Annotated in this window: 12 protein-coding genes; 6 read left to right on the forward strand and 6 right to left on the reverse strand. The window is 61.7% G+C overall.

The genetic code is table 11. The features are described 5' to 3' along the window. Positions 1-464: 464 nt before the first annotated feature. Positions 465-902, reverse strand: a complete 438-nt coding sequence (locus tag AD665_RS20565; RefSeq protein ID WP_024777910.1) for a hypothetical protein — start codon at positions 900-902, stop codon at positions 465-467. Positions 903-1,004: 102 nt separating this feature from the next. Between AD665_RS20565 and AD665_RS20570 the strand changes: the two genes are divergently transcribed. Next, on the forward strand, positions 1,005-1,445 hold the full coding sequence (locus AD665_RS20570; protein WP_024777909.1) for a universal stress protein: 441 nt from the start codon (positions 1,005-1,007) through the stop codon (positions 1,443-1,445). Positions 1,446-1,566: 121 nt separating this feature from the next. Here the strand turns inward: AD665_RS20570 and AD665_RS20575 are convergent, their stop codons facing one another. Then, positions 1,567-3,483, reverse strand: coding sequence for an ATP-binding cassette domain-containing protein (locus tag AD665_RS20575; protein ID WP_053193466.1), 1,917 nt, complete (start codon positions 3,481-3,483; stop codon positions 1,567-1,569). 213 nt (positions 3,484-3,696) lie between these two features. Here AD665_RS20575 and AD665_RS20580 point away from each other — a divergent pair, with 213 nt between their 5' ends. After that, positions 3,697-5,625, forward strand: a complete 1,929-nt coding sequence (locus AD665_RS20580; protein WP_024777907.1) for a transglycosylase SLT domain-containing protein — start codon at positions 3,697-3,699, stop codon at positions 5,623-5,625. 191 nt (positions 5,626-5,816) lie between these two features. On the opposite strand, the gene AD665_RS20585 is transcribed toward AD665_RS20580, so the two are convergent. Continuing rightward, complete coding sequence (locus AD665_RS20585; RefSeq protein WP_053193469.1) at positions 5,817-7,589, reverse strand: ABC transporter transmembrane domain-containing protein; 1,773 nt, start codon at positions 7,587-7,589, stop codon at positions 5,817-5,819. Between the two features lie 292 nt (positions 7,590-7,881). On the opposite strand from AD665_RS20585, the gene AD665_RS20590 reads away from it, so the two are divergent. Next, the gene (locus AD665_RS20590) at positions 7,882-8,061 is read left to right on the forward strand and encodes a PA1571 family protein (RefSeq protein ID WP_024777905.1); all 180 of its coding nucleotides are present in this window, start codon (positions 7,882-7,884) and stop codon (positions 8,059-8,061) included. Between the two features lie 148 nt (positions 8,062-8,209). Here the strand turns inward: AD665_RS20590 and pdxB are convergent, their stop codons facing one another. Continuing rightward, positions 8,210-9,352 (reverse strand): 4-phosphoerythronate dehydrogenase PdxB, encoded by a 1,143-nt coding sequence (pdxB, locus tag AD665_RS20595; protein ID WP_053193472.1) that lies wholly within the window; start codon positions 9,350-9,352, stop codon positions 8,210-8,212. A gap of 374 nt (positions 9,353-9,726) precedes the next feature. On the opposite strand from pdxB, the gene AD665_RS20600 reads away from it, so the two are divergent. Then, complete coding sequence (locus AD665_RS20600; RefSeq protein ID WP_053193475.1) at positions 9,727-11,130, forward strand: MATE family efflux transporter; 1,404 nt, start codon at positions 9,727-9,729, stop codon at positions 11,128-11,130. On the opposite strand, the gene tusA is transcribed toward AD665_RS20600, so the two are convergent. Further along, on the reverse strand, positions 11,127-11,378 hold the full coding sequence (gene tusA / locus AD665_RS20605; protein WP_024777902.1) for a sulfurtransferase TusA: 252 nt from the start codon (positions 11,376-11,378) through the stop codon (positions 11,127-11,129). The two genes, AD665_RS20600 and tusA, sit on opposite strands and share 4 nt — an antisense overlap. 143 nt (positions 11,379-11,521) lie before the next feature. Continuing rightward, entirely contained in the window at positions 11,522-12,625 is a 1,104-nt protein-coding gene (gene rlmM, locus AD665_RS20610) for a 23S rRNA (cytidine(2498)-2'-O)-methyltransferase RlmM (RefSeq protein ID WP_024777901.1), read from the reverse strand. Between the two features lie 172 nt (positions 12,626-12,797). On the opposite strand from rlmM, the gene acnA reads away from it, so the two are divergent. Together acnA and AD665_RS20620 are read left to right on the forward strand one after the other, a co-directional pair. Beyond that, a complete protein-coding gene (gene acnA, locus AD665_RS20615; protein WP_024777900.1) occupies positions 12,798-15,539 on the forward strand; it encodes an aconitate hydratase AcnA in 2,742 nt (913 codons plus the stop codon). A 326-nt stretch (positions 15,540-15,865) separates the two neighbouring features. Then, positions 15,866-16,654 (forward strand): CPBP family intramembrane glutamic endopeptidase, encoded by a 789-nt coding sequence (locus AD665_RS20620; protein WP_024777899.1) that lies wholly within the window; start codon positions 15,866-15,868, stop codon positions 16,652-16,654. The last annotated feature ends 44 nt before the right edge of the window (positions 16,655-16,698 follow it).

The raw sequence follows: 16,698 nt of genomic DNA on the forward strand, positions 1-16,698 counted from the left end.
AGCTGAACAGTACACGTTGAACGCTGACCACTGGTTCGGCATTGACGTTACCGTCGATGCTACGCCAATCCGCCAGGCACACCCGTCAACGCGATAGTCGGGGTTCTGTAGGAACGTTCGGAAAATACAAACGCTCAATTCATACGCCCGTTTGATTTGGGTACGTCACCTTCACGGAATTTCCGACAATTGTCAATCGCCCTAAACAAGGCCTCGGACGCGACTTGACGGTCATTTCCATTACCCTGCAGATCCGCAACAAAACGCTGCATGTCGAGACATTCATAAGATCAATAATTAGAAAAGTCGCCCTAATTCCGGGCGTGGAGAATGCAACCGGCTACGCTGGCGGATAGGTGATCGAAGCGCTTGGCGCAAGGACGTTACGAACGAACGCCCGGATTTGAATGGTTTACGGCCTGCCTGGCCAACCCGCCCGACGAGACTGTCGGGCTTTTTTTGCGTCAGGCCAGGGCCTTGAGCACGGCGGCAATATCCTGCAAAACAACGGCTTCGCCCTTCTCGCCCCAGTACAAGGTGATCATTTGCCGGTCGGCTTCGATCTTGTAGACGTTGGCCGGCAATTTCCGAAAATGCTCGAGTAACGACTCATCCTGACAAACTTCCCGCCATTGGTTGACCCAGACGCCCGGCGCGCTCTGCCAGTAACTCCAACAGGCTGGCTGCTTGCCACGCCGGGGCCGATGGTACTGCGCGCAGGGGTTTGGAGGCTGGGGATCGAGCCAGTGCGGCCACTCCTGGGGGGCCAATTGCATGGCCAGGCCGAGGCGACGGGCCTCCATGCGAAGGGCCATGCGACCGCTCTGTACACGGGACGGACGCAACCATGCCAGGGGGCTCAATACCACCAACAGGATTGACACCACTATCCAGACCGTCATATCAGTACTCCCGAATTCTGATGAGCTATTGACCCCTGTCGCCGTCAATGCGCTTGAAACCAGCCATACTTAACCGTATCGCCATTCTCTGGAGTGCTTTTCATGTATTACGAACACATCCTGGTCGCCGTCGACCTCACTGAAGAATGCGATCCCGTCATCAAACGTGCTCGCGCCCTGTGCGATGGCCGAGAAACCAAGCTGTCACTGGTGCATATCGTCGAGCCGATGGCAATGGCCTTTGGTGGTGATGTCCCCATGGACCTTTCCCAACTGCAGCAACAGCAGTTCGATCAGGCCAAGGAACGCCTTGATCGCCTGATCGTGAAATACCCGGACTTGAAACGGGAGAACAGCCACTTGACCTATGGCCAGCCGCGCCAGGAGATCCATCATTTGGCCAAGGAGCAGGGCTGCGACCTGATCGTGGTCGGCAGTCACGGTCGCCATGGCCTGGCGTTGCTGCTGGGCTCCACCGCCAACGACGTGCTGCATGGCGCGCCTTGCGATGTACTGGCGGTGCACCTGGTCAAGCGCGCATAACCACCATGAGCCCCCGCGGGAGCGAGCCTGCTCGCGATGGCGCCAGCACAGTCGACACCGCTGTCAGCTGACACACCGCTATCGCGAGCAGGTTCGCTCCCACAAAGGGCCGCCTTTCAAATCAGGCATCCAGCTCGGCCCAACGCTCCACCAGCGCATCCAGCTCAGCCTGCAACTGCTCCAGGTGCGCAATCACCTTGGCGGTTTCCGCAGCCGGTCGCTGGTAGAAACCGGCATCGGCCATCTCGGCCTGCACTGCGGTGATCTGCGCTTCCTTGGCATCGATATCACCCGGCAACGCTTCCAGCTCGCGCTGCAGCTTGTAGCTGAGCTTCTTCTTGGCCGGGGCCTGGACTGCGGCAGCTACCGGAGCAGGCTCGGCCTTGACCACGGCCGAATTCAAGTCGGCCTTGCCGGACTTGCTCTCGGTAACGCCCAGAAGACGCGGCGAGCCGCCCTGGCGCAGCCAGTCCTGATACCCGCCGACGTATTCGCGAACCTGACCTTCACCTTCGAACACCAGGGTGCTGGTGACCACGTTATCGAGGAATGCCCGGTCGTGGCTGACCATCAGCACGGTGCCGTTGAAGGTCAGCAGCACCTCCTCCAGCAACTCGAGGGTTTCCACGTCCAGGTCGTTGGTTGGTTCATCGAGCACCAGCAGGTTCGCCGGCTTGCTGAACAGCTTCGCCAGCAGCAGACGGGCGCGCTCGCCGCCGGACAACGCCTTGACCGGGGTACGGGCACGCTGGGGGCTGAACAGGAAATCACCCAGGTAGCTCAATACATGGCGGCTCTGGCCATCAATATCGATGAAGTCGCGGCCTTCGGCCACGTTGTCGATCACGGTTTTTTCCAGGTCCAGTTGGTGACGCAACTGATCGAAGTAGGCGACGTCGATCTTCGTCCCCTCTTCCACCTTGCCGCTGCTCGGGACCAGGCCACCGAGCATCAGCTTGAGCAAGGTGGTCTTGCCGGTGCCATTGGCGCCCAGCAGGCCGATGCGGTCGCCGCGCTGCAGGACCATGGAGAAGTCCTTGACCAGGAACGGTCCGCCTGGATGGGCGAAGCTGACGTTTTCCAGCACCATCACCTGCTTACCGGATTTTTCAGCCGTTTCCAGCTGGATGTTGGCCTTGCCGGTGCGCTCGCGACGCTCGCTGCGCTCGACGCGCAGGGCCTTGAGGGCGCGTACGCGACCTTCGTTACGGGTACGACGGGCCTTGATGCCCTGGCGGATCCAGACTTCTTCCTGGGCCAGGCGCTTGTCGAACAAAGCGTTGGCGGTTTCTTCCGCCGCCAGCACCGCTTCCTTGTGCACCAGGAAACTGGCGTAGTCGCCGTTCCAGTCGATCAGGCCGCCACGGTCCAGTTCAAGGATGCGAGTCGCCAGGTTCTGCAGGAAGGAACGGTCGTGGGTGATGAACAGCACCGCCCCCTGGAAATCCTTCAAGGCTTCTTCAAGCCAGGCAATGGCGCCGATATCCAGGTGGTTGGTCGGTTCGTCGAGCAAGAGCAGGTCCGGCTCGGAGACCAGGGCCTGGGCCAGCAGGACGCGACGACGCCAGCCACCGGACAACTCGGCAAGGGTCTTGTCGGCCGGCAGTTGCAGGCGGCTCAGGGTGCTGTCGACCAGTTGCTGCAGACGCCAGCCATCGCGGGCTTCGAGGTCGTGCTGCACATGCATCAGTTTTTCCAGGTCGGCATCTGTGACGATGTTCTGGCTCAGGTGGTGATATTCGGCCAGCAGCGCGCCGACACCGTCCAGGCCCTCGGCAACCACATCGAACACTGTCCGCTCGTCGGCCAGCGGCAGTTCCTGGGGCAGCTCACCGATCTTCAGGCCGGGGGCACGCCAGACCGAGCCGTCGTCGGGCTTCTGGTCGCCCTTGACCAGCTTCATCATGCTGGACTTGCCGGTGCCGTTGCGACCGATGATGCACACCCGCTCACCACGGGCGATCTGCCAGGACACCTTGTCCAACAACGGCATCGCGCCGAAAGCAAGGGACACATCGCTGAATTTGAGCAGGGTCATGAGCTTCTCCAAAAACCGGGCGCGCATTCTACCTGAGATGAGACTTCAGGGGTCCGCCATTTTCGTCGTTGAATCACTCTGCATAACAAATGTTGCGAACTTGCGCCGACGGCCCCGCAAAGCTTTCGCCGGTTGCTGGCAAAAGGCTAAGCTACAGGCAGTTACCCTGGGTTCTCCCTTGGGCTTTTCATGTTTTTTCTGCCCGGATGTCTCATGCGCAGTCGCCTTATTACTGTTTTGTCTTGTTTTTTCATATGCGCCACTGCTGCCCAAGCCGCTCACGCAGTGGATATTTCCACCCAGCGCCAGTATTACGATGAAGCAAAGCGGGCTCTGGCCAAGGGTGATACCGGCCCTTATTTCCGTTACAGCCAGGCCCTGCGCGATTATCCACTGGAACCGTACCTGGCCTACGACGAACTGACCGCTCGCCTCAAGAGCGCGAGCAACGCCGAAATCGAGAAGTTTCTTGCCGAACATGGCGACCTGCCCCAGGCCAACTGGATGAAACTGCGCTGGCTGCGCTGGCTGGCCGAACGCGGCGACTGGGCAACCTTCGTCAAATACTACGACCCCAAGCTCAACTTCACCGAGCTGGACTGCCTTAACGCCCAATATCAGCTCAGCCATGGCCTCAAGGCCGAGGGCTACGCCAACACCGAAAAGCTCTGGCTCACCGGAAAATCCCAGCCGCAGGCCTGTGACGCGCTGTTCGGCCTGTGGGCCTCCCAAGGCCAGTTGACCGAGCAGAAACGCTGGGAGCGTGCCAAACTGGCGGCTCAGGCCCGCAACTATCCACTGGCCAACAGCCTGGTCAGCGGCCTGGTCACCCTCGCCCCTCGCGGCAAATTGCTGGTGGACGTGGCGCAGAAACCCGAACTGCTCAACCAGACCTCACGCTTCGTCCCGGCCGATGAGCCGATGTCGGACATCGTCAGCCTCGGCCTGCGTCGCCTCGCCCGCCAGGATCCGGATAAAGCCATGGCATTGCTGGATGGCTACGCCAGCACCATGCATTTTTCCCGCGACGAAAAAGTCGCCATCGCCCGGGAGATCGGCCTGACCCTGGCCAAGCGCTTCGACAGTCGCGCCCTCGACGTGATGACTCAATATGACCCGGAGCTGCGGGACGACACTGTTTCGGAGTGGCGCCTGCGCCTGCTCCTGCGCCTGGGCCGCTGGAACGACGCCTATCAATTGACCCGTCGCCTGCCCGAGTCACTGGCCAGCACCAACCGCTGGCGCTACTGGCAGGCTCGCAGCCTGGAACTGGCTCAACCGCAGAACCCCGAAGCGTTGACGCTTTACAAACATCTTGCCCGCGAGCGGGACTTCTACGGCTTTCTGGCCGCGGACCGCTCCCAATCGCCCTACTCACTCGCCAACAAGCCCCTGGTGCTGAGCCAGGCACTGATCAACAAAGTGCGCAACACGCCTGGCATTCGCCGCGCCCTGGAGTTCCATGCCCGTGGGCAGATCGTCGACGGGCGCCGCGAGTGGTATCACGTCAGCCGGCATTTCAACCGCGACGAAATGGTCGCCCAGGCGAAGCTGGCCTACGATCTGAAATGGTATTTCCCGGCCATCCGCACCATCAGTCAGGCCAAGTACTGGGACGATCTGGACATCCGCTTCCCGATGGCGCATCGCGATACCCTGGTGCGCGAAGCCAAGGCTCGTGGCCTGCATTCAAGCTGGGTGTTCGCGATCACCCGCCAGGAAAGCGCCTTCATGGACGACGCCCGCTCCGGCGTTGGTGCCACCGGCCTGATGCAACTGATGCCCGGCACTGCCAAGGAAACCGCGCGCAAGTTCAGCATTCCCCTGGCCTCGCCCAGACAGGTGCTGGATCCGGACAAGAATATCGAGATCGGCTCAGCGTACCTGAGCCAGGTCCACAGTCAGTTCAACGGCAACCGTGTCCTGGCCTCGGCCGCCTACAACGCCGGCCCGGGTCGCGTACGCCAGTGGCTGCGCGGCGCCGACCACCTGAGCTTCGACGTCTGGGTCGAAAGCATCCCCTTCGACGAAACCCGCCAGTACGTGCAGAACGTTTTGTCGTACTCGGTGATCTACGGCCAGAAACTCAACTCGCCGCAACCGCTGGTGGACTGGCATGAGCGGTATTTTGACGATCAGTGAGGCTCAAGCGACAAGCCATGCCTGAAAACAAAAATGCCCGCATCAAATGATACGGGCATTTTTTATGGTCTGCTTTATCCCCACAATCCCCTGTGGGAGCGAGCCTGCTCGCGATAGCGGCGGGTCAGCTTGCATCAATGTTGAATATGCCGCCGTCATCGCGAGCAGGTCGCGCCCACCGCTGTGCGTGTTCAGTCGGCTACCGCCGCATGCCCCACATTGAACTGCAACGCCGCCAACCGCGCGTACAGCTCATTGCTGGCCACCAGCTCCTGATGCGTACCCACCGCCACCACCCTGCCCTGGTCCATCACCGCGATCCGGTCGGCGTTCTTCACCGTGGCCAGGCGGTGGGCGATGACCAGGGTGGTGCGATTCTTCATCAGATTGGGCAGGGCTTGCTGGATCAGGTGTTCGCTCTGCGCGTCAAGGGCGCTGGTGGCTTCGTCCAACAGCAGGATCGGCGCGTCCACCAACAGCGCCCGGGCGATGGCCAGGCGTTGGCGTTGGCCACCGGATAACCCCAGCCCTGCGTCCCCCAGGTGGGTCTGGTAGCCATCGGGCATCTTTTCGATGAAGTCGTGGGCATGGGCAATCCGGGCCGCCTCGCGTACCTGCTCGACGGTCGCGTCGGGATTGCCGTAGCGGATGTTTTCTTCCACGGTGCCGAAAAACAGGGCCGGATTTTGCGAGACCAGGGCGAAATGACGGCGCAGGTCCAGGGGATCGAGTCGGGTCAGCGGCACATCATCGATGAGAATCCGGCCTTGCGCCGGGTCGTAGAAACGCAACAACAAGTCATACACCGTCGATTTGCCCGCACCGGATGGTCCGACGAGGGCGAGTGTTTCGCCGGCGTTGACAGTCAGGTCCAGGCCATCGAGCGCATAGCTTTCCGGTCGGGACGGATAAGAGAACCGCACGCCTTCGAGACGCAAATCGCCCCGGACCCGCTCCGGTAACGTTACAAGATCCGAGGTCGGTGGCTGGATGATGTTCTGCGATCGCAACAACTCAGCGATGCGCTCAGCCGCGCCGGCGGCCCGCTGCAGCTCGCCGATCACCTCGCTCAGTGTACCGAACGCACTGCCGACGATCAGGCTGTAGAACACGAAGGCCGCCAGCTCACCGCCGGAAATCCGCCCGGCGATCACGTCCATGCCGCCCACCCAGAGCATCACGCCCACCGCCCCCAGCACCAGCACGATCACCAGGGTGATCAGCCAGGCCCGCTGGGCGATGCGTTTGCGGGCAGTGTCGAACGCCTGCTCCACCGTGACGGCAAAACGACGCTCATCCTGGACCTGATGATTGTAGGCCTGCACGGTCTTGATCTGGCCCAGGGTTTCGGAAACGTAACTGCCGACATCGGCGATGCGGTCCTGGCTCTGGCGGGACAGGCTGCGCACCCGACGCCCGAACACCAGGATCGGCGCCAACACCAGCGGCAGGGCAATCGCCACGATGCTGGTGAGCTTGGGGTTGGTGATGAACAACAGCACGATGCCGCCGATCACCATCAGGGTATTGCGCAGGAACAGCGACAAGGACGAACCGATCACCGACTGCAACAAAGTGGTATCGGCGGTCAGCCGTGACTGGATCTCCGAGCTGCGGTTGTTTTCATAGAACCCCGGGTGCAGGTACACCAGGTGGTTGAAAACCTGTCGCCGGATATCGGCCACCACGCGCTCGCCAATCCACGACACCAGGTAGAACCGGGAAAAGGTTCCGATCGCCAGGCCTATCACCAGCACCATGAACAGGCCGATGGACTGGTTCAGCAGTTGAGGAGAGCGCGTCATGAACCCTTGGTCCACCAACAGCCGGATGCCCTGCCCCATGGACAAGGTGATGCCCGCCGTGACGATGAGCGCCAGCAATGCACCGGCGACCTGTTTGCGGTAAGGAGCGATAAAGCCAATGGCCAGGCCAATGGCCCGGCGATGTAAGGAAGAAAGCATCAGTAGCGTCCAGTAATGCAACAGGAAAAGGACCGGTCAACGGCACCGAAGCGCGGCGGAACCTTATTGAATCAGAATGAGTCAGGTTAAATATGACCGCGACGACTATCCGCTAGAGGGTATCGGTCTAAAGTCTGACTGGAAACGTATTGGCGTTTCTGTTTGAGTAGAACTGTCGTCATGGCCTTCAAGGAGTGTCATGGCTCGGTCACCTGACGACAATACATTAGTGGCCTGCGTGGCCGATTCGAATAAAGGCCACTAGGCACACAACCTGACGAGGAGACAGGCCATGTCCTTGCAACACAGCAGCGACGACAAGATTCAAGTGATCCGCACGCAACCGGACCAGTCCCTGGGCTGCTCGTTCATCGACGCGCAAGGGCGCGAAGTACCGATCACGGAAGAAATGATCCAGAAAGCTTGCAGCGAACTGGAAAAACGACTGGTCAAGCCTGCCGAACAAAAGTGATACAGCCCGTCTTCGATTGAACCCGACCTTGATGTCGGGTTTTTTGTGCCTTCGGTCTGTGCTGCCCTGTGGCGAGGGAACTTGCTCCCGCTCGGGTGCACCCTACAGGGTCAGCGGGAGCAGCCCTTCTTTCCCACAAAGGCCGTGCCTAGACAAGGGTGGCCCCCAGCGCGGTCACGATCTGCTGCAACGCCGCTGATTGCCCTTCAATGTGTACTTTCAAGCTGTCGACCTCCCGGCGTGGCGGGTAATGTTTGCGCAGGGCATCGAAGGCACTGCGCTGCTCGCTGGTCGTCCCCACCAGGCTACGGCGAAAGTCCGCATCATCACGACGGGGGTCGTATACGCCACGGCACAGCGCAGCCAGCGCCCAGGCAGGGTCGGTTGCTGCGTCCAGGGTGACGCCGCCCAGCCAGGGGCGAGGCAGCAGATCGCCGAGGCTGACCGCGACCGGTGCCGCCAGGAACGCGCACAAAGCCTCATAGATCTGCGCCGTGCCGCGCTGGCGGCCATCGAGGCTGTAACCGGCAATGTGCGGCGTGGCAATCACGCACAGGTCGGCCAGGTCCACATCCACCGTGGGCTCCTGCTCCCAGACATCCAGCACCGCTTGCAGGTCTTCGCGCTCCAGCAGCACGTTGCGCAACGCGGTGTTATCGATCACCGGCCCGCGAGCCGCATTGATCAGCCAGGTACCGGGTTTGAGGCTATTCAGGCGCTTCTCGTCGAACAGATGCCAGGTCGGCTGCTCGCCGTCACGCGTCAGGGGGGTGTGCAGACTGATCACGTCGCACTGTTCGATGATCTGCTCCAGGCTCACATAGTCGCCGCCCTCGGCCGCCTGACGGGGTGGGTCGCACACCTTCACGTCCCAGCCCAGGCCCTTGAGCACATTGACCAAGCGCCCGCCCACCTGGCCTGCGCCAACCACGCCGAAGGTGCGCTGGCCCAGGTCCGCGCCTTCGATTTCAGCCAGGGTCATCAGGCTGCCCAGCACATAGTCCACCACGCCCCGGGCATTGCAGCCCGGCGCACTGGCCCAGCGAATACCGGCCTCGGCGAAGTAATCCAGGTCCAGGTGATCGGTGCCTATGGTGCAAGTGCCGACAAAGCGCACGTTGCTGCCTTCCAGCAACTCACGATTGACCCGACTGACAGAGCGAACCAGCAACACATCGGCCTGCGCGACCATGTCCCGGTCGATGCCGCGCCCCGGCACCCGGCGGATCTCACCGAAATCCTTGAAAAAGGCATCGAGCAGGGGAATGTTTTCGTCGGCGACGATCAGCATGGCAAAGCTCCTTTGGCGGGGGGGGCAGTGTAGGCGTTCCGGTGTGTCTGCGCATTACCGGAAGTGAATGACGGTGAGCGGGCAGTCGCAGCTCTCTGTGGGAGCAAGGCTTATCCCAATGTCGGTCAGTTAAGCCGTGGGAGCAAAGCTTGCTCGCGATAGCGGCAGGCAGGCCAACATTATTGCTGGCTGACTTACCGCTATCGCGAGCAAGCTTTGCTCCCACGGGTTTTGCCGACAGTGGGATAAGCCTTGCTCCCACAGGTTGCGCACCCAAGGGACCGCTTACAAATCCCCAACACAGCTTTTTTCCTGACCACTGCGTCAACGCGTAGAATCCGCCGCCTTGCGCTTATTTTTCGGATGTTTCCCCTGTGAATCCCGTGATCGACACCCCCACCCTGCTCTCCCGCCCGGCCCGGGTTCGCCTGGAGATCAAGACACTGTTGGCCCTGGCGCTGCCGATCATGGTGGCGCAACTGGCGACCACCGCCATGGGCTTCGTCGATGCGGTGATGGCCGGACGTGTCGGCCCACGGGACCTGGCGGCAGTAGCGTTGGGCAACTCGATCTGGGTGCCGGTGTTCCTGTTGATGACCGGCACGCTGCTGGCCACTACGCCGAAAGTCGCCCAGCGCTTCGGTGCCGGAACCTTCGACGAGATCGGCCCGTTGGTGCGCCAGGCCCTGTGGCTGGCGCTGGTGGTAGGGTTGATCGCGACGCTGGCGCTGTTGAGTGCCGAGCCGATCCTACACATCATGAAAGTGGATCCGGAGCTGATCGGTCCCTGCATGGAATACCTGCGCGGGATCGGCACCGGCCTGCCGGCAGTGGCGCTGTACCATGTACTGCGCTGCTTCAGCGACGGCCTGGGCCGTACGCGACCGGCAATGGTGCTGGGGTTGTGCGGGTTGGCGCTGAACATTCCGCTCAACTACATCTTCATCTACGGGCACTTGGGCGTTCCGGCCATGGGTGGCGTCGGTTGCGGCTGGGCCACCGCTATCGTGATGTGGGTCATGGCCCTGGGCATGGCCGGCTGGACGCGCTGGGGTCTGGCCTATCGGTCGAGCCATTTGTTCAGCCGCTTCGATTGGCCGCAATGGGCAGTCATTCGACGCCTGCTCGGCATCGGCCTGCCGATAGGCATCGCGGTGTTTGCCGAGTCGAGCATTTTTGCGGTAATTGCGCTGCTGATCGGCAGCCTCGGCGCCACGGTGGTGGCCGGGCATCAGATCGCGCTGAACTTCAGTTCCCTGGTGTTCATGATTCCCTACTCCCTGGCCATGGCCGTGACGGTACGGGTCGGCCAGACGCTGGGACGTGACCAGCCTCGCGAGGCGCGTTTCGCCGCTGGCGTGGGCATGGGCGCGGCCCTGGCGTATGCCTGCCTGTCGGCGAGCCTGATGTTGGCGCTGCGCGGTTCCATCGCCGCGATCTACACCGCCGACCCAGTGGTGATCGAGGTTGCGTCGATGCTGATCGTATACTCGGCGCTGTTCCAGTTTTCCGATGCCATCCAGGTCACCGCCGCCGGCGCGTTGCGTGGTTACCAGGACACCCGGGTGACGATGATCCTGACCCTGTTCGCCTATTGGGGTATCGGCTTGCCGGTGGGTTATGCGTTGGGCCTGACCGATTGGTTCGGCGCAGCCAGCGGCCCGAGCGGGTTGTGGCAAGGCCTGATCGTGGGCTTGAGCTGCGCGGCGCTGATGCTGTCGATCCGCCTGGCCCGCAGCGCGCGCAAGCAGATCCGCATCAGCCGTTCGACGAGTTAAGCGAGCTTCTTGCGGATCCAGTAGCGGTAAGTACCGTCCACTTCGTCCTGGGCCACCAGTTCGTGGTCAAGAAACACACAGAACTTGGGGATGTCGCGGCGGGTCGAGGGGTCGGTGGCAATCACCTTCAACAGCCCGCCCGGCACCAGGTCACGGATGTGCTGGTGCAGCATCATCACCGGCTCCGGACAATTGAGGCCGGTGGCATCCAGCGTGCCGTCGACTGGCGTGTCGTGTATTTCACTCATGGTCTACTCCTGAAACTGGCCGGCATTGTCGCGCAATGTCGGGTTGGAACAAAGCCCGCATATTTCGGTTCTGTGGGAGCAAGGTTGTGGGAGCAAGGCTTGCCCGCGATGCGGGCGCCGCGATTCTGAAAGACCGCGTTGACTCATCGCGAGCAAGCTTTGCTCCCACCAGGCTTGGTTCCCACAGGCTTCTTGCTGTCCAGCCGCCGCAAATGGCACGTCACCTCTTCGCGGTCGTGGTACAGCTGCTTGCACCCGATCTCCACCTTGATCCCCCGGGCCTTGAAGCCCTCGGCAATGCGTTCGAGCAGGCGTTTCACTTCGGCATAGCGCTGCTTCATCGGCAATTTGAGGTTGACCACTGCCTCGCGACAATGGCCCTCGCCGATCCACTCTTCCAGCATCGCCGCATTACGCGCCGGCTTTTCGACGATGTCGCAGACCATCCAGTCCACCGGCTGCTTGGGTTTGAAGGTAAAGCCATCCGCCATCAGGTGTTGCACCAGACCGGTGTCCATCAGGCTTTCGGCCATCGGGCCGTTGTCGATGGCGGTCACCAGCATCCCGCGATTGACCAGTTGCCAGGTCCAACCGCCCGGCGCGGCCCCCAGGTCCACGCCGGTCATATCACTGTGCAAGCGCTCATCCCACTCATCCCGAGGAATAAAGTGGTGCCAGGCCTCTTCGAGCTTGAGGGTGGAGCGACTCGGCGCCTCCCGAGGGAACTTCAGACGTGGTATCCCCATGGGCCACATCGCCGAGTTGCTCGCCTCCGCCAGCCCCAGGAACACTTCACGGCCACTTTTGAAGGTCAGCAGCAGGCGCGGTTTGTGCGGATCGTCCACCAGCTTGCCGGCACCGGTCAGTGCCTTGCGTAGCGGGCCTTCGAATTTCTTGCAGAAGTTCGACAGTTCCTTGCCATCATTGGTGTCGACCACTTCCAGCCACACGCTGCCACAGGCCGGAAACTGCGCCATGTGGGACAGGATGACACTGATACGGTCGGTTTCCGGCAGATCAATGAAGGTACCACGCGCCCACTGGCGCGGAAAAATCAGGTCGGCGAAACGCTGACCGCGCATCAGCCGCTCGGCGCCGTCCGCTTCGGTGCAGACGAATTCGGCGCAGGCACTGGCCGGTTTGGCCTTGGCATAGCCGGCTACGTTGAGCCTGGCGGCGTGTTCGGCGATCTCGGAACAGACCTCGCCTTCGAAGCCCGGCCGGCAGTGCATGAAAAGCGTGTTCATTGAAACTCCGTAGCAAAGCCTGTCACGAAAATCGGCGCATGATAGCGGACTTCGGAACCCCGAACCTGCCCATAGAGTCCAGTGATTAGTCATACGCTCGAAACAGGGCTAGGTTAAAGGCTCTGTCCGTCCCGTCAGTCCGTAACCGTGCGGACTCAAAGGAGTGATTTCAATGCCATCCCTCGATAGCCTGAAAACCCTTAAAACACTGCAGGTCGACGCCAAGGTCTACCACTATTTCAGCCTGCCGGACGCCGCCCGCAGCCTCGGTGACCTGGACAAGCTGCCCATGTCCCTGAAAGTGCTGCTGGAAAACCTGCTGCGCTGGGAAGATGAAAAAACCGTCACCGGCGCCGACCTCAAGGCACTGGCCGGGTGGCTGAAAGAACGTCGTTCCGACCGCGAGATCCAATACCGCCCGGCACGGGTGTTGATGCAAGACTTCACCGGCGTCCCGGCCGTGGTCGACCTCGCCGCCATGCGCGCCGCCGTGGAGAAGGCCGGTGGCGATCCCCAGCGGATCAACCCGCTGTCGCCGGTGGACCTGGTGATCGACCACTCGGTGATGGTGGACAAGTTCGCCAGCCGCCAGGCGTTCGAGCAGAACGTCGACATCGAGATGCAGCGCAACGGCGAACGCTACGCCTTCCTGCGCTGGGGCCAGAGCGCCTTCGCCAACTTCAGCGTGGTGCCGCCGGGCACCGGGATCTGTCACCAGGTCAACCTCGAATACCTGGGGCGCACCGTGTGGACCAAGGAGGAAGACGGTCGCACCTATGCCTTCCCCGATACGCTGGTGGGCACTGACTCCCACACCACCATGATCAATGGCCTGGGTGTGCTGGGCTGGGGCGTCGGCGGGATCGAGGCCGAAGCGGCCATGCTCGGCCAGCCAGTGTCGATGCTGATTCCCGAGGTCATCGGTTTCAAACTCATCGGCAAGCTGCGCGAAGGCATCACCGCCACCGACCTGGTCCTCACCGTCACACAGATGCTGCGCAAGAAAGGCGTGGTGGGCAAATTCGTCGAGTTCTATGGCGATGGCCTCGCCGACCTGCCCCTGGCCGACCGCGCCACCATCGCCAATATGGCCCCGGAATACGGTGCCACGTGCGGCTTCTTCCCGGTGGACGACGTCACTCTGGATTACCTGCGCCTGTCCGGGCGCCCGGCGGACACGGTGAAACTGGTAGAAGCCTATTGCAAAGCCCAGGGCTTGTGGCGCTTGCCTGGCAAGGAACCGGTGTTCACCGACACTCTGGAACTGGACATGGGCAGCGTCGAAGCCAGCCTGGCCGGGCCGAAACGCCCTCAGGACCGGGTTTCGCTGCCGAATGTCGGCCAGGCTTTCAGCGACTTCCTGGGACTGCAGGTCAAACCCACCAGCAAGGAAGAAGGTCGCCTGGAAAGCGAAGGCGGCGGTGGCGTTGCGGTGGGCAATGCCGATCAGGTAGGTGAGGCCGAGTACGAGTTCGAAGGCCACACGCATCGCCTGAAAAACGGTGCGGTGGTGATCGCGGCCATTACCTCCTGCACCAACACCTCCAACCCCAGTGTGATGATGGCCGCCGGGCTGCTGGCGAAAAAAGCCGTGGAAAAAGGCCTGACCCGCAAGCCCTGGGTCAAGAGTTCCCTGGCACCGGGCTCGAAGGTTGTCACAGATTACTACCAGGCCGCCGGCCTGACCGAATATCTGGATCAACTGGGCTTTGCCCTGGTGGGCTACGGCTGCACCACCTGCATCGGCAACTCCGGCCCCCTGCCGGATCCAATCGAGAAAGCCATCCAGAAGGCCGACCTGACCGTGGCCTCGGTGCTGTCGGGCAACCGCAACTTTGAAGGCCGCGTACATCCGCTGGTCAAGACCAACTGGCTGGCCTCGCCGCCCCTGGTGGTGGCCTATGCCCTGGCCGGCACCGTGCGCATCGATATCAGCAGCGAACCGCTGGGCAACGACCGCGACGGCAATCCGGTGTACCTGCGAGACATCTGGCCCAGCAGCAAAGAAGTCGCCGAAGCCGTGGCCCGGGTGGACACCAGCATGTTCCACAAGGAATATGCCGCCGTGTTTGCCGGTGACGAGCAATGGCAAGCCATCGAGGTGCCGCAAGCGGCGACCTACGTCTGGCAGCCGGACTCGACCTATATCCAGCACCCGCCCTTCTTCGACGGCATTGACGGGCCGCCACCGGCCATTCGCAACATCGAAGGCGCCCGGGTACTGGCCCTGCTCGGCGATTCGGTCACCACCGACCACATCTCCCCGGCCGGCAATATCAAGGCCGACAGTCCGGCTGGCCGCTACCTGCGTGAACAGGGCGTCGAGCCCCGGGATTTCAACTCCTACGGCTCAAGGCGCGGTAATCATCAGGTGATGATGCGCGGCACGTTTGCCAACATCCGGATCCGCAACGAAATGCTCGGCGGCGAGGAAGGCGGCAACACGATCTACATTCCCAGCGGCGAAAGAATGCCGATCTACGATGCCGCCATGTTGTATCAGGCCAAGGGCACGCCGCTGGTGGTGATCGCGGGACAGGAATATGGCACCGGCTCCAGTCGGGACTGGGCAGCCAAGGGTACGAACCTGCTGGGGGTCAAAGCAGTGATCGCCGAAAGCTTCGAGCGCATCCATCGTTCCAACCTAGTGGGCATGGGCGTACTGCCGTTGCAGTTCAAGCTCGACCAGAACCGCAAGCGCCTGAACCTGACCGGCAAGGAAACCGTGGACATCCTTGGCCTGAACGACGTCGAACTGACGCCACGGATGAACCTGCCACTGGTGATCACCCGCGAGGACGGTAGCCAGGAGCAGATCGAGGTGTTGTGTCGGATCGATACCTTGAATGAAGTGGAGTATTTCAAGGCGGGCGGGATCCTGCACTACGTCCTGCGGCAATTGATTGCCGGTTAAAGCGCAATCCCTGTAGAAGCGGGCTTGCTCGCGAAGGCAGTCGTTCTGTTGCTGCATTGACTGGCCCGGCGCTTTCGCGAGCAAGCCCGCTCCCACAGCCCTGTCCTTGGCTGAAAAGTATCAATCACCAGATCAATCACCGCTTTTTGTATCGCTCCGCTTATACTCCCCCCGCCGGCACTCAAGGATCTGAGTCAGCCGGCGATTTTTCCACACCTACGCATGAATCTGCATGGATACAAATATGTGTTCTTTGCGCGACATGGCAACGTCGTAGGCGCTGCGACCATTTTCGCCAAAGCTTCACAGCCCTAAAAGGATGTTATATGCCCGCTCTACCCTGGCCCTACCTGGCCCTCCTTTCAGTCGGCTACTGCCTGGCCCTGGCCTATGGAACACTGGCCTGGACCGCCGCCATCTCAATCGCACTGTTGCTACTCGCCGGCTATGCGGTTCGCCAGCAGCAGATACCGGTCGGCAGGTTTCTCGGCCATGCCCTTTTCCTCGTCCTGGCCCTGGCCCTGGCCCTGCACTGGATGCCGGGCTTTTTCAACGGCCGGGCAATCCCGGCCCATCGCTTGACCGACGATGCCGTAGCCTTTGCCATGTATTTCAATCAGGACAAGCCACTGATCGGTTTCTGGTTGTTGCTGGCGTGTCCATGGATCGTCGGCCGGCGCACGCTTGGCCTGTCGGTCCTGGCCACAGCCCTGGGCCTGACGCTGAGCGCGATATTGGCCCTGGGGGGGGCGGTCATGCTGGGCATGATCCACTGGGCTCCGAAGTGGCCGGACCAGGCATGGATCTGGGTCGCCAACAATCTTCTACTGGTGACAGTGGTGGAGGAAGCGCTGTTTCGTGGCTACATTCAAGGCGGCCTGAGCCGGCGCTTCAGTCATCTGGCCCAGGGCGACAACCTGGCGTTGCTCCTGGCCTCGCTGCTGTTCGGCCTGGTCCATGCTGGCGCGGGTTGGCAATGGGTGTTGCTGTCGGGCCTGGCGGGAGTCGGCTACGGCCTTGCCTATCGCTTTGGCGGCCTGGGCTCGGCAATAGCCACCCACTTCGGTCTTAATCTGCTTCATTTCGCCCTATTTACCTACCCGATGCTGGCGTGATACCGACGGGAAAAATAACTTCAACAAACACCGGACGTTGCCGA

This window comes from Pseudomonas corrugata, assembly GCF_001269905.1.
Classification (GTDB): domain Bacteria; phylum Pseudomonadota; class Gammaproteobacteria; order Pseudomonadales; family Pseudomonadaceae; genus Aquipseudomonas; species Aquipseudomonas corrugata.

Excerpts from the sequence above, each read along its gene's own strand:
- AD665_RS20575 (WP_053193466.1), bottom strand. The coding sequence starts at position 3,483 with ATGACCCTGCTCAAATTCAGCGATGTGTCCCTTGCTTTCGGCGCGATG.
- pdxB (WP_053193472.1), bottom strand. The coding sequence starts at position 9,352 with ATGCTGATCGTCGCCGACGAAAACATTCCCCTGCTCGATGCCTTTTTC.
- AD665_RS20620 (WP_024777899.1), top strand. The coding sequence starts at position 15,866 with ATGCCCGCTCTACCCTGGCCCTACCTGGCCCTCCTTTCAGTCGGCTAC.
- tusA (WP_024777902.1), bottom strand. The coding sequence starts at position 11,378 with ATGAGTGAAATACACGACACGCCAGTCGACGGCACGCTGGATGCCACC.
- AD665_RS20570 (WP_024777909.1), top strand. The coding sequence starts at position 1,005 with ATGTATTACGAACACATCCTGGTCGCCGTCGACCTCACTGAAGAATGC.
- AD665_RS20585 (WP_053193469.1), bottom strand. The coding sequence starts at position 7,589 with ATGCTTTCTTCCTTACATCGCCGGGCCATTGGCCTGGCCATTGGCTTT.
- rlmM (WP_024777901.1), bottom strand. The coding sequence starts at position 12,625 with ATGAACACGCTTTTCATGCACTGCCGGCCGGGCTTCGAAGGCGAGGTC.
- AD665_RS20590 (WP_024777905.1), top strand. The coding sequence starts at position 7,882 with ATGTCCTTGCAACACAGCAGCGACGACAAGATTCAAGTGATCCGCACG.
- AD665_RS20565 (WP_024777910.1), bottom strand. The coding sequence starts at position 902 with ATGACGGTCTGGATAGTGGTGTCAATCCTGTTGGTGGTATTGAGCCCC.
- acnA (WP_024777900.1), top strand. The coding sequence starts at position 12,798 with ATGCCATCCCTCGATAGCCTGAAAACCCTTAAAACACTGCAGGTCGAC.
- AD665_RS20580 (WP_024777907.1), top strand. The coding sequence starts at position 3,697 with ATGCGCAGTCGCCTTATTACTGTTTTGTCTTGTTTTTTCATATGCGCC.